The sequence below is a fragment of the Dactylosporangium sp. NPDC051087 genome (genome assembly GCF_055586325.1).
In genome coordinates this window covers 69,366-81,656 of record NZ_JBVJIJ010000031.1, presented here as the reverse complement: position 1 = coordinate 81,656, position 12,291 = coordinate 69,366, and the positions used below count along the sequence as shown (strand labels likewise).

The following is a 12,291-nucleotide window of genomic DNA, read 5'->3' as shown; positions in this document are numbered from 1 at the left end:
TGTGACTGGGGGATCGCATGCTGATGACTACCCTGGCCGAGCTGCCGGGCGTGACGTACGGTCAGTCGTGCGGATGCGGCTCGTAGGTCCAGTCGGGGCGCAGTGTGGGGCGTTGGTCGCGGAGGGTGCGTTTGAGGACCTTGCCGGACGGGTTGGTCGGGAACTCGTCGACGAGGTAGATCTCCTTCGGGACCTTGAACTTGCCGAGACGCTGCCGGGCGTGTTCGATGAGCGACTCCGCGGTCAGGCCGGGCCGGCCGATGACGAACGCGACCGGGACCTCCTGCCACTTCGGGTGCGGCGCACCGATCACCGAGGCGGCGAGGACGAGCGGGTGGTCGGCGAGGACGTTCTCGATCTCGGCGCTCGCCATGTTCTCGCCACCGCTGCGGATCATGTCCTTGAGGCGGTCGCGGATGTACAGGTAGCCGTCGGTGTCGAAGCAGCCGACATCGCCGGTGTGGAACCAGCCGTTGCGGAAGGCGTGGGCGGTCGCGGCCGGGTCGTCGAGGTAGCCGGGGCTGACCTTCGGGCCGCGGGCGACGACCTCGCCGTTCGAGCCGACGGGGACGTCGTTGTCGTCGGCGTCGACGACGCGGACCTGGACCCACGGCACCGGGATGCCGACGGAGCCCTGCTTGGACTCCATGTGGGCGTGGTCGAGGTACGTGAGCCCGCTGCACGTCTCGGTGAGGCCGTACCCCTCGATCAGCCGCGCGTTGGGGAACAGCTCCCTGGCGACGGCGAACAGCGCCGACGTCACCTGCGAGTAGATGAGCCACCGCACCGATGAGAGGTCCGCGGGCGTGTCCGAGCGGCGGACCATGTCGAGCATGGTCGCGGCCATGACCATGCCGGTGATGCGTTCGGCCTCGATGGCCTGCCGCACCGCGGCGGGATCGAAGCGGCGCTGCAGCACCATGCAGCCGCCGACGTGCCAGATGCCGTAGCCGGGCAGGTCGGTGCCGCCGACGTGGTACAGCGGCGCGAAGTTGAGGATCCGGTCGGTCGGGCGCAGGCCGAGCTCGACGATCTGGGCGTGCATGTTCATGTTCACGTTGCCGTGGGTGAGCATGACGCCCTTGGGCAGGCTGGTCGTGCCGGACGTGTAGATGATGCGCTGCAGGGCGCCGTCGGCCAGCTCGGCGTCGGCGACCCGCTCCCCCCGGTGCGTCTCGACGAGTGCCCGCAGGTCGAGGAAGCCGTCGATGGGCTCCAGCGCGAGGCGGCGCACATGCGGAAGGCCGGCGATCGCGGCGGTGGTCAGCGCCGCGAACTCGGGCACGGTCGCGACCGCCTGCACGCCGGCGTGACCGAGCAGCTGGGCGAGCTCGCCGGCGGTGAGCCGGTAGTTCAGCGGGACGAACACCGCACCGAGCTTCGACAGGGCCAGGGACAGGATGAGGAACTCGGGCACGTTGTTCGCGACGATCGCGACCCGGCTCCCCCGCTCGACGCCGTCGGCGGTGAGGCCGGCGGCGAGGGCGTTGACGTCCTCGTCGAGCTGCCGGTGGGTCCACCGCCGGCCCTCGAAGACGAGCGCGTCGGCGTCGGCGAAGCGCAGCGCGTTGCCGCCGAGCATCGCGGCGATGTTCGCGGTCGTCATGCCGACCTCAGCTCGCGCTTGAGGACCTTGCCGGAGTCGTTGCGCGGCAAAGACTCCACCACGTCGACGTACTTGGGCACCTTGAACCGGGCGAGGTTGGCCCGGCAGTGCGACCGGATGTCCTCGCCGGTGCTCGTCGCGCCGTCGCGGAGGATGACGAACGCCTTCGGTACCTCGTCCCACTGCGGGTCGGGGACGCCGATGACGGCGACCTCGGCGACGTCCGGGTGCTGCGCGATGACCCGCTCGATCTCGGCGCCGGCGACGTTCTCGCCGCCGGACTTGATGAGGTCGGTGCGGCGGTCGACGAACCACAGGTAGCCGTCCTCGTCGACGCGGCCGACGTCGCCGGTGAGGAACCAGCCGTCGCGGCGGGTGCGCCGGTTGGCCTCCTCGTCGTTCCAGTACCCGGGCGAGATCTTCGCCCCGCGGATGATGATCTCCCCTTCGGTGCCGGGCGGGACCTGCCGGAACTGTTCGTCGACGATCCTGATGTGCACGCCGGGGAACGGGGCGCCGAGCGCGCCCATCTTGCTCTCCTCGTGCGCGGCGTCCATGTAGCAGACGCCGTTGCACAGTTCGGTCATCCCGAACGTGTCGATGAGCCGGACGTGCGGCAGCCGCCGCTTCACGTCCCGCCGTACGGTGGGCGCGACCCCGGCGAACAGCAGGTACCGCAGCGCCGACAGGTCCGGCGGCTCCGGCAGGTCGAGCAGGCCGAACAGGATCTGCGCGGCGAGGACCATGCCGGTGATGCGTTCCCCGGCCGCGATCCGGGCGATGTCGGCGGCCTTGAACGTCGGGGTGAGCACCATCGTCGCGCCGGCCGTGAAGATCGCCAGGCCGGGTGCCTCCAGGCCGCTGACGTGGAACAGCGGCGCCGAGATCAGGATCCGGTCGTGCTGGGTCAGCTCCAGTTCGAGGACCTGGGCGAGGTGGTTCGCGGTGAGGTTCCCGCAGGTGTGGATGACGCCCTTCGGGTGTGCGGTGGTGCCGGAGGTGTACAGCAGCCGGTGGATGTCCTCGGATGCCTTCTCCGCGTCGGGGACCCGGACCCCGGCGGGCTGCCGGTCGAGCAGCGCGGACAGCTGGTGCGCGTCGCCGACCACCTGCGTGCCGTTGGCGACCGCGGTCGCGATGCCGGTCTTGGCGCAGAGCTCCGCGGCGGTGTCGGCGAAGTCGTCGTCGTAGAGCAGGCAGGTGATGCCGGCCTGGTTGATGACGTAGGTCTGTTCGCTGGCGTGCAGCCGCCAGTTCAGCGGCACCGAGATCGCGCCGATCCGGGCGAGGGCGAGCAGCTCCAGGACGTAGGTGGCGGTGTTGCGGCCGAGCACCCCGACCAGGTCCGAGGGCCCGATGCCGGCGGCCAGCAGGGCCGCGGCGTGCCGGTCGACGTCGGCGTCGAGCTGGGCGTAGGTCCAGCGGTCGGCGCCGTCGACGAGCGCTTCCCGGTCCGCGCGCCGCAGTGCCTGCAGCCGCAGGGTCTCGGCGAAGTTGGCGGCGCCCATCAGTTCGCGGTCCCGTTCCGGTACGCCAGGATCTCCTCCCGGCTGGGCAGCGACACGAACTCCAGCAGGTTGCCGTCGAGGTCGCGGGCCGCGAACGCGGTGATGTAGCCGTAGTTCTCCAGCAGCACCCGGTTGGGTTCGCCGAGGCATTCCGCGCCGAGCTCGGTCATCTTGCGGTGCAGGTCGCCGATCTCCTCGACGGGCACCTCGAAGCTGAGCAGGAACGTGCCGAGCTCGAGGTGACCGCCGGTCGCGGTCCGGGTCTTGGTGCCGTTCCACTCGATGAGCTCGAGCTGCCCGATCTTGCTCGGCCCCTGCATGTACTGCACCTTGCCGGTGGTGCCGGGCGGCAGGCCGAGGGACACCTCGATCCCCGGCCCGCCGACGTCGCTGCGCAGGGTCCTGCGGTAGCCGAGGGCCTGTTCGTAGAAGTCGGCGGCCCGGTCCACGTCGGAGACGGTCATGGCCACGTGATGCACTTCGCTGACCGGCATCAATCGCTCACTTTCCGGAAAGTACCTGCTGGATCAGTTCGACCTCGTCGGCGCCGCTGTCCGGGACGATGAAGCCGTCCAGGGAGCAGATCTCGTCCAGCGAGGCGAGGATGTCGTCGGGCGTGGCGGGCGCGGCGCCGCCGTACCAGCCGGGGGTGACACCGAGGAAGATGCGGCCGACGCGGCCGCCGCCGACGGTGAGGATGTGCCGGTTGAGCGTGCACTGCTCCGAGGCGAGGAACGTGCCGACGGCGGCGACGTGCCGCGGGTCGAACCGGTCGGCGAGGTCGCCGAGCAGCCCGTCGGTCATCCGGGTCGCGGCGGTCGGGGCGATCGTATTGACCAGGATGCCGCGGCGGGCGCCCTCCAGGGACAGCACCTGCATGAGCCCGGCGAGGCCGGCCTTCGCGGCGCCGTAGTTGGACTGGCCGAAGTTGCCGAGCAGCCCCGACGACGAGCTGGTGAGCACGACCCGGCCGTACCCTTGCGCCGCCATGATCGGCCAGGCGGGGCGCAGCACGTTGAACGCGCCGGTGAGGTGCACGTCGAGGACGGCCTGCACGTCGTCGTCGGTGAGCTTCGCCAGGGTCCGGTCGCGCAGGATGCCGGCGTTGTGGATGACGGCGTCGACCTTGCCGTACGCGTCGACCGCGCACTGGACGAGCGCCGCCCCGCCGGCCGGGGTCGCGACGGAGTCCGTGGACGCGGTGGCGGTGCCGCCCGCCGCCCGGATCTCCTCGACGACCTTGTCCGCCGCGCCGCCGGTGCCCGTACCGTCGACGCCGCCGCCGAGGTCGTTGACCACGACGGACGCGCCGTGCTCGGCGAGGGACAGGGCGTGCGCCCGGCCGATGCCGTTGCCGGCGCCGGTGACGATCACGACCCGCCCGTCCAGCCTGACCCCGCTCATCGCTCGCTCCCGAGGACCGCGACGAACGCGACGCAGGAGCCCGGCTGGCCGCCGAGGTTCTGCGCGACGGCGAGCTTCGCGTCGGGGACCTGGCGGGCCCCGGCCTCGCCCCGCAGCTGGGTGAAGCACTCGAACATCATCCGCAGCCCGGTCGCGCCGATCGGGTGGCCGAAGGACTTCAGGCCGCCGTCGGTGTTGACCGGCAGCGCGCCGCCCAGGTCGTAGCGGCCGTCGAGCAGGTCCCGCCACGCCTTGCCGCGCTCGGAGAACCCGAGGTCCTCCATCAGGACCACCTCCGTCGGGGTGAAGCAGTCGTGGACCTCCGCGAGGGAGATCTGCGCGGCCGGGTCGGTGACGCCCGCCTGCTCGTAGGCCTGCCGGGCGGCGGTGACGACCTCGGGGAAGCTGGTGAAGTCGTAGCCGTCGGACGCCAGGCCGGCGCCGGACCCCGCCACGAAGCTCATCCCCTTCAGATAGATGGGTTTGCTGGTGTACCGGTGTGCGTCCTCCGCCCGCACGATGATGGCGGCGGCGGCACCGTCGGACACGCCGGAGCAGTCCATGACGCCGAGCGGCCCCGCGATGCGCGGGGAGTTCTCGACGGTCTCGACCGTGACCGCCTTGCGGAACTGGGCGCGTTCGTTGAGCGCCCCGTTCGCGTGGTTCTTCATCGCGACCTTCGTCAGGGCGCTGCGCATGTCGCGGGCGTCGACGCCGTACGCCTCCTGGTAGGCCGGGGCGAGCAACGAGAAGCCGGCCGGTGCGGTCCAGTCCACGGCGGTGCCGTCGTCGGGCGGGTACACCGCCGACAGCCCGGAGAAGGAGGAGTCCTTGAGCTTCTCCACGCCGGTTGCCATGACCATGTCGTAGGCGCCGGAGGCGACCGCGAACACGGCGTTGCGGAAGGCTTCCGAGCCGGTGGCGCAGTAGTTCTCGACCCGGGTGACGGGTTTGCCGGTCAGCCGCAGCGGCCGGGCGAGGGTCTGCCCGGACATGCCGGATCCCTGCGTGCCGACCCAGAACGCGTCGATGTCGTCGAGGGTGACCGACGGCAGCGTCCCGACGCACTCCTGCACGGCGTCGACGAGCAGGTCGTCGGCGGAGGAGTGCCAGTGGTCGCGGAACGGGGTGCAGCCCATCGCGATGATCGCGACGTCGTGCGTGGTGCGTCTGCTGCCCATCACTGACCTTCCGTAAGCGGCGCCGGGCGGAGTTTCCAGAAGTAGTTGTGGATCGCGTCGGTGGTCCACAGCCGGCGGAACACCGGGGTCATGGGCATGCCGACGGTGACGTCGCCGGGCGGGACGTCGGTGGCGTAGGCGCTGAGCCGGCCGCCGCCGTCGACGTCGGCGATGACGACGGCGACCTCCGGCTCGGGCATGGTGGTCAGGTGGTCGCGGGTCACGGAGACGACCCGGGCGGTCCGGTCCCGCAGCGACACCTTCGCCTCGCCGGCCCCGGCGATGCCTGCGTCTCGCTGCGCCGCCGTCGTCCCGACCCGGCTTTCACCGGCGTTGATGCCGCAGGCGGCGCAGACCCGGCTCGGCGGGGTGGTGACCCGGCCGCAGGCGCCGCACTGGCTGCCCTCGAGGCGGTACTTCCAGCCGGACCTGCGGTGCATCGGCGGGGCGGCGGGCGCGGGTGCCGCGGGCCGGGCGGGTCCCTGCACGTCGAGGAGCCCGCGCCAGCGCAGGTACCGGCCGTAGCCGACGCTCTGCCGCGCGGCCAGCTGGTCGCGCACGGACGGGCCGGTGCGGGCCTCGCGGACGCCGTCGCCGGCGCGGAACACGAACGCGTCGGCCCCCTCGGTCGCGGACAGCAGCAGGATCGTCTGCCCCGGTTCGGCGTCGTCGAGCGCGGCGGCGAGCAGCAGCCCGGGGTGGGCGGCGCCGGTGAAGCCGGTCGCCCGTTCCAGGGCGGCGTCCTGGCCACCGCCGCGCAGCGCCTTGCGGAGCGCGGCCGCGGCCCGCGGGTTCGACGACGACACCACGACGTGGTCGACGGCGTCCAGGGACGCGTCGGCGAGGGCGCGGCGGGCCGCGTCGACGCCGGCCGCGGCGAGGATCTCGGCGGTGAACCGCTCGTCCCAGACCCGGTCGTGGCGTTCGCCGGGCAGCCGCCACCGTTCGAGGATCTCGGTGGTGTGCCCGGCCCGTCCCAGCAGCGCCGCGGCCCGCGCGCCGCCACCGGCGAACGCGGCGGCGGCGTCGCCCTGGCCGAGCTCGTCGGGGGCGCCGGGGCGGGTGGTGCGCACGTCGGCCGCGGCGGCGACGGCACCGGCCCGCAGCACCAGGTCCAGGGCGGTCGCCCCGGACCGGTGCCCGCGCAGGTCCGCGGCGCTGACGCCGGGCTCCAGGCCGAGGGCCTCGTGCACGATCCCGGCGGCCGTCTTCGCCTCGTAGGGTGCGCTCGTCGTGGCGAGGAGCAGCGGGCCCTGGGCGGCGGGCAGGTGCCGCAGCGCCTCGGCGGCCATCGTGACGACGTCCTCGTCGTACGCGGCGACGCTGCGCGCCGACCTGTTCGACGCGGGCGGGCCGGTGGGGTCGAGGCGGTTGTCGGTGAGGACGTAGGCGGGCAGGTAGGCCGCGTACGCGTCGATCCCTTGATCAGGCAAGAGTGACTCCACGGGTCAGGTCCAGGAGGGGATGGCGGCGAGCAGCCGCCGGGTGTAGTCCTGCTGCGGCCGGTCGAGGACGTCCTCGACGCCGCCCTGCTCGACCACCCGGCCGCGGCTCATCACCGCGATCCGGTCGCACAGGTCGCTGGCGAGCATCAGGTCGTGGGTGACGAACAGCAGGCCGATGCCGAGCTCGTCGACGAGGGTGCGGAACAGCCCGACGACCTTGGTCTGGGTGGTGACGTCCAGCGCGGTGGTGCACTCGTCGGCGATGACCAGCGACGGGCGGGTGACGACGGCGAGGCCGATCGCGACCCGCTGGCGCAGCCCGCCGGACAGCTGGTGGGGGTAGCTGTCCAGGACCCGGGCCGGGTCGCTGATCCGCATCTGCTCGAGGACCTCGACCGAGCGCCGCTCGGCGTCGGCCTTGGCGATGCCGCGGACGTGCCGGCGCAGGACCTCGCCGAGCTGGGTGCGGACCTTCATCAGCGGGTTCAGCGACCGGGACGCGTCCTGGAAGACCATGCCGACGGCGGTGCCGCGGATCCGGTCGGTGCGGTCGACGCCGGGCGCGACCACCACGTCGCCAGCGAGTTCGACGGCGCCGGCCTCGACGGTGACGTTGCGTTCGAGGAGGCCGACGACGGACCGGGCGAGGGTGGTCTTGCCGCTGCCGGACTCGCCGACGACGCCGACGATCTGGCCGCGGCCGACGTCGAGGTCGACACCGTCGAGCAGCCGGAGGCTCCCGTTGGCGAGGCGGGCCGAGATGGACAGGCCGGACACGTGCAGCAGGCTGGTCATCGGCGCCTCTTGCGGGGGTCGTAGTGGGTGAGCAGGGCGTCGCCGAGCAGGTTGACCAGCAGCACGAGGACGGTGACCGCGAAGCCGGGGAAGAACGCGATCCACCAGGCCGTGCTCAGCTCGTCCTGACCGGCGGCCAGCAGCGAGCCCCAGCTGTTCATCGGGGGCACCACACCCAGGCCGAGGAAGCTGAGCGCGCTCTCGATGAGGATCGCGGTGCCGACCTGCAGCGTGCCGAGCGCGACGATGGTGCCGCCGAGGTTGGGCAGGATGTGCCGGAACACGATGCGCAGCTCCGACGCGCCGGCGGCGCGCAGCCCGAGCACGAACTGCCGCTCCCGGATGGCCATGGTCGCCGAGCGGGTGACCCGGGCGCAGACGGCCCAGCCGGTGAGCGCCAGGACCAGGAACAGCACCGGCAGGGAGCTGCCGCGGTTGGCGATGATGGCGAGGGCGACGAGGATGAACGGCAGGGCCAGCTGGGCGTCGATGAGCACGGAGATGACCCGGTCGACCCAGCCGCGGAAGTACCCGGCGAGCAGGCCCAGCAGGGTGCCGGGGCCGATCGCGACGACCGCGCCGACCAGGCCGATCATGATGGTGAGCCGGCCCGCCTCGATGAACTGGGTGAGCAGGTCCTGGCCGAGCTTGTCGGTGCCGAGGGGGTGCGACCAGGAGCCGCCGGACAGGAAGCCGGGCGGTTGCCGGGTCGCGTCGAGGTCCTGGCCGGCGGCGGGCAGCAGGCCGGTCAGCGGCAGGACGAACACGGCGACGGCCACCACGGCGATCGGCACCGCCAGCCAGAACGCCGACGTCCGCTTGGACCGGCGCGGCGCCTCGGCGGGCTTCAGCTCAAGTTCGAGTTGGCTCACGTCGTCACCTCACCCTCGGGTCGACGATCGAGTGGATGACGTCGACGAGCAGATTGAGCAGGACGAAGACGACGGCGCCGAACACGACGATCGCCTGGACCAGCGGGAAGTCGCGGAACTGGATGGCCTGCAGGGCGAGCTGCCCGAGGCCGGGCCAGGAGTACACGTACTCGACGGCGACCGCGCCGGACAGCAGGATGCCGGTCTGCAGCACGACGATCGTGAGGATCGGCATCATGGCGTTCTTGAAGGCGTGCCGCCACACCACCCGGCGGCCGGTGATGCCACGGGCCTTGGCGGCGTCGATGTACGGCTCCGCGAGGGCCTCGCTCATCGAGGCGCGGGTGAGGCGGGCGATCTGCGCCATCGGGTACACCGACATCGTGAGCGCCGGGAGCACCAGGTGGGCGGGGGTGCCGGACTGGCCGGCCGGCAGCCAGCCGAGGTTCACGGCGAACAGGACCACCAGCATCATCCCGAACCAGAAGACCGGCACGGACTGGCCGAGCAGGGCGACGGTCGAGGCGGCACGGTCCCACCAGGTGCCCTCGCGCCTGGCGGCGAGCACGCCGAGCGGGACGCCGACGAGGATCGCGAGGGCCATGCCGGCCGCGACGAGCTGCAAAGTGAACGGCAGCCGGTCCATGATCATGGTGGTGTTCGGCTGGTAGAACTGCAGCGAGTTGCCGAGGTCGCCGGTGAAGACGCCCTTGAGGTAGTCGAGCCACTGGACCAGCAGCGGCCGGTCGAGGCCGAGCTCGTGGCGCAGGGCGTCGCGCTGGTCCTGGGTGGCCATCGGGCCGAGGATGGTGGTGGTCGGGTCGCCGGACAGCCGGCCCAGCATGAAGGCCATCGTCAGCGCGATCAGCAGCGACGCCAGCAGGGCGGCGACGCGGGCCGCGGCCCGGCGCACCGCACCGGCCCGCCGGCGCTTCGGCGCCGCGGGACCTGCCGTCGCTCCTGCCGCTGTGGTCACTTTCGCCATCGGGACCTCGGCGCCGTTGACCGGATCGGCCGGGGCGTCCTGGGCCGGTGGGAACGGGCTGGGTTTCACTGCCGTGACCTCCATCGTGCTCCTGGCATCGCGGCGAGCAGCTCGCGGGTGTAGTCGTGCTCGGGCCGGGCGAAGACCGTCTCGCAGGGCCCGGACTCGACGACCCGGCCGTGGTACATGACGTGCACGACGTCGCAGACCGAGCGGACCACGGCCAGGTCGTGGCTGATCATGAGCAGGGCCGCGCCGGTGGTCGTGCGGATCTCCTTGAGCAGGGCGAGGACGTCGGCCTGCACGGAGACGTCCAGGCCGGAGGTCGGCTCGTCGGCGACGATGAGCCGGGGCCGCATCAGCAGCGCCCGCGCGATGCACACCCGTTGCGCCTGCCCGCCGGAGAGCTGGTGCGGATAGCGGTCGAGGATCGACGGCTCCAGCCGGACCCGCTCCAGCAGGGCGGCGTCCTCGATCCACGACGTGCGCTCCGGTTGCAGCGAGCGCAGCTCCCGCAGCCCGGACCGCACGGACTGGCGCGGGTCGAGCGAGCCGTGCGGGTCCTGGAAGACTACCTGCACCTCGGGCCGCAGCCGGCGCAGCTGCTTGCGGCCGACCGAGGCCAGCGAGTGCCCGAGCAGCCGGATGTCGCCGTCGCCGAGGGTGCCGAGCCCGGTCGCGGCCATCGCGAGGGTGGTCTTGCCCGAGCCCGACTCGCCGACGACCGCGACGCTCTCGCCGGCGCCGATGCGCAGCGACACGTGGTCGACGGCCCGGAACACCTCGCCGGTGCGCCGGTTGCGGTGCTCGACGACCAGGTCGTCGACCTGCAGCACCGGTGCGGTGCTCTCCTCGGCACGGGGGTGCCGGGCGTCGCCGCCCGGCATCCCCTGCTGCACGACGTCGGTCATTGTCAGCGGGTCGTCTGCGTGAAGTCGACGGTGTTCAGCGGACCGAACACCAGGCCCTTGACGGTGCCGGCGGTGGCGTAGTTGAACACCTGCCGGTACAGCGGCACGTAGCAGTGCTTCTCGACCACGCCGATCGTGTTGAGCTGCTCGTAGATCGGGGCGGCCGCCGCGGCGTCGGTCTGCTCCAGGGCCTTCTGGGACAGCTCGTCGAGCTGCGCGTCCGGGCAGTTGCCGGTGATCGACTTGGTCTTCATGAAGCCGCTGGCGAAGAAGTCCGGGACGGCGACGTTGGGCACGCCGGCGAAGATCGAGATGCCGGGGACCTGACGGCCGACGACCCGCTTGACCAGGGTGCCGTAGTCGATCGGCACGTAGGTGACCTTGAAGCCGGCCTTCTCGAGGGCGCCGCCGACGGCCTGGGAGACCTCTTCGATGTTGGTGTACTGCGCCGCCGGGTAGTGGATCTGCACGGCCGGGGCGGAGGCACCGACGAGCTCCTTGGCCTTGGCCGGGTCGGCCTTCACGCTCTGCGCCGGCTGCTGGCCGGGGCTGACGTTGAGCAGGCCGGCGTCGGCGACGGCCTGGCCGTCGAAGATGCCCTTGACGATCGCGTCCCGGTCGATGGCCAGGGCGGCCGCCTCGCGCAGCTTCGGGTCGTCGAAGGGGGCCTTCGTCGAGTCGAGGAACGCGATGATCTTGATGGCGGTCTCGGTGCTGGTGACCGCGATGCCCGCCTTCTTGGCCGTGGTGGCCTGGGCCGGCGGCAGGTCGAAGGAGACGTCCACACTCTTACTCTGGATCAGAGCGAGCCGCTGCGCGGCCTCGTTCGCCCAGGTGAAGGTGATGCCGTCGTTGATCGCCTTCTTCGAGCCCCAGTAGTCGGGGTTCTTCTTGACCGACATGTCACGGCCGGCGTTGGAGCCGGCCCACACGTAGGGGCCGGTGCCGACGGGAGCGGCGGCGAAGCCGGCCGAGCCCTTCTCCGCGTAGTACTTCGGCGGCACCAGGTAGACGGTGGTGAGCAGGTCGGCGAAGTTGTACTGCGAGGTCTTGGTCTTCACCACGACCGTGGTCGCGTCCGGCGCCTGGATGTCGGCGACGTTGGTGAAGTACGACTTGAGCTGCGACGCCGCGGTGTCACGGGTGAGCGTGAGGGTGTTGGCGACCGCGGCGGCGTCGGCCTTCTCGCCGTTGCTGAAGCTGATGTCCGGCCGCACCTTGAACGTCCAGGTGGTCGGGTCGGTGCGGGTCCAGCTCGTGAGCAGGCCGGTGTCGACCGGCTTGAGGCTGGTGTCGGTGTTGATCAGGGGCTCGATCATGGTGGCCCAGACGATCTGGGCCGACCGGGCGCCGACGATCGGGTCGAGGGTCGCGGGCTGGGCCGCGAGCAGCGCCCGGACGGTGAACGGGCCGGCCGGTTGCGCGGTGCCGGACTCCGAGTCACCGCAGGCGGTGAGGGAGGCGCTCGCGAGGGCAAGGGAGGCGACCAGCGCCAACGGCCGCCGGGATCGCAAGGAGTTCATGAGCATTATGGACGTCCTTCACAACGATGGACCCGTCATGTCGCCGCGAGGCGCGGCCGTG

At 71.9% G+C, this 12,291-nt stretch carries 11 protein-coding genes; all 11 read right to left on the bottom strand.

All coding sequences use genetic code 11. The annotated features are described in order from the left end of the window. Positions 1–61: 61 nt before the first annotated feature. From ACZ6TV_RS43805 to ACZ6TV_RS43755, 11 genes are read right to left on the bottom strand one after another with little or no spacing between them, the layout of a single operon-like run. Positions 62–1,606 (bottom strand): class I adenylate-forming enzyme family protein, encoded by a 1,545-nt coding sequence (locus ACZ6TV_RS43805; protein ID WP_465305446.1) that lies wholly within the window; start codon positions 1,604–1,606, stop codon positions 62–64. After that, positions 1,603–3,114: a class I adenylate-forming enzyme family protein gene (locus ACZ6TV_RS43800; protein WP_465305444.1), complete on the bottom strand. Its 1,512-nt coding sequence runs from the start codon at positions 3,112–3,114 to the stop codon at positions 1,603–1,605. The genes ACZ6TV_RS43805 and ACZ6TV_RS43800 overlap by 4 nt, the downstream gene beginning before the upstream one ends. Then, on the bottom strand, positions 3,114–3,608 hold the full coding sequence (locus ACZ6TV_RS43795) for a VOC family protein (protein WP_465305442.1): 495 nt from the start codon (positions 3,606–3,608) through the stop codon (positions 3,114–3,116). Before ACZ6TV_RS43795 ends, ACZ6TV_RS43800 begins: the two co-directional genes overlap by 1 nt. A 7-nt stretch (positions 3,609–3,615) precedes the next feature. Then, positions 3,616–4,518 carry an SDR family NAD(P)-dependent oxidoreductase gene (locus tag ACZ6TV_RS43790; RefSeq protein WP_465305440.1) on the bottom strand — a complete coding sequence of 301 codons (903 nt, stop codon included), beginning with the start codon at positions 4,516–4,518 and terminating at the stop codon, positions 3,616–3,618. Further along, on the bottom strand, positions 4,515–5,699 hold the full coding sequence (locus ACZ6TV_RS43785; protein ID WP_465305438.1) for an acetyl-CoA acetyltransferase: 1,185 nt from the start codon (positions 5,697–5,699) through the stop codon (positions 4,515–4,517). The genes ACZ6TV_RS43790 and ACZ6TV_RS43785 overlap by 4 nt, the downstream gene beginning before the upstream one ends. Next, the gene (locus tag ACZ6TV_RS43780; RefSeq protein WP_465305435.1) at positions 5,699–7,132 is read right to left on the bottom strand and encodes a zinc ribbon domain-containing protein; all 1,434 of its coding nucleotides are present in this window, start codon (positions 7,130–7,132) and stop codon (positions 5,699–5,701) included. The genes ACZ6TV_RS43785 and ACZ6TV_RS43780 overlap by 1 nt, the downstream gene beginning before the upstream one ends. Positions 7,133–7,147: 15 nt before the next feature. After that, positions 7,148–7,939 (bottom strand): ABC transporter ATP-binding protein, encoded by a 792-nt coding sequence (locus ACZ6TV_RS43775; protein WP_465305433.1) that lies wholly within the window; start codon positions 7,937–7,939, stop codon positions 7,148–7,150. Continuing rightward, positions 7,936–8,811 (bottom strand): ABC transporter permease, encoded by an 876-nt coding sequence (locus ACZ6TV_RS43770; protein ID WP_465305431.1) that lies wholly within the window; start codon positions 8,809–8,811, stop codon positions 7,936–7,938. Before ACZ6TV_RS43770 ends, ACZ6TV_RS43775 begins: the two co-directional genes overlap by 4 nt. 4 nt (positions 8,812–8,815) lie before the next feature. Beyond that, positions 8,816–9,880, bottom strand: a complete 1,065-nt coding sequence (locus tag ACZ6TV_RS43765; protein ID WP_465305429.1) for an ABC transporter permease — start codon at positions 9,878–9,880, stop codon at positions 8,816–8,818. Then, the gene (locus ACZ6TV_RS43760) at positions 9,862–10,707 is read right to left on the bottom strand and encodes an ABC transporter ATP-binding protein (RefSeq protein ID WP_465305427.1); all 846 of its coding nucleotides are present in this window, start codon (positions 10,705–10,707) and stop codon (positions 9,862–9,864) included. The genes ACZ6TV_RS43765 and ACZ6TV_RS43760 overlap by 19 nt, the downstream gene beginning before the upstream one ends. Positions 10,708–10,709: 2 nt before the next feature. After that, positions 10,710–12,230 carry an ABC transporter substrate-binding protein gene (locus ACZ6TV_RS43755; protein ID WP_465305425.1) on the bottom strand — a complete coding sequence of 507 codons (1,521 nt, stop codon included), beginning with the start codon at positions 12,228–12,230 and terminating at the stop codon, positions 10,710–10,712. Positions 12,231–12,291 lie beyond the last annotated feature (61 nt).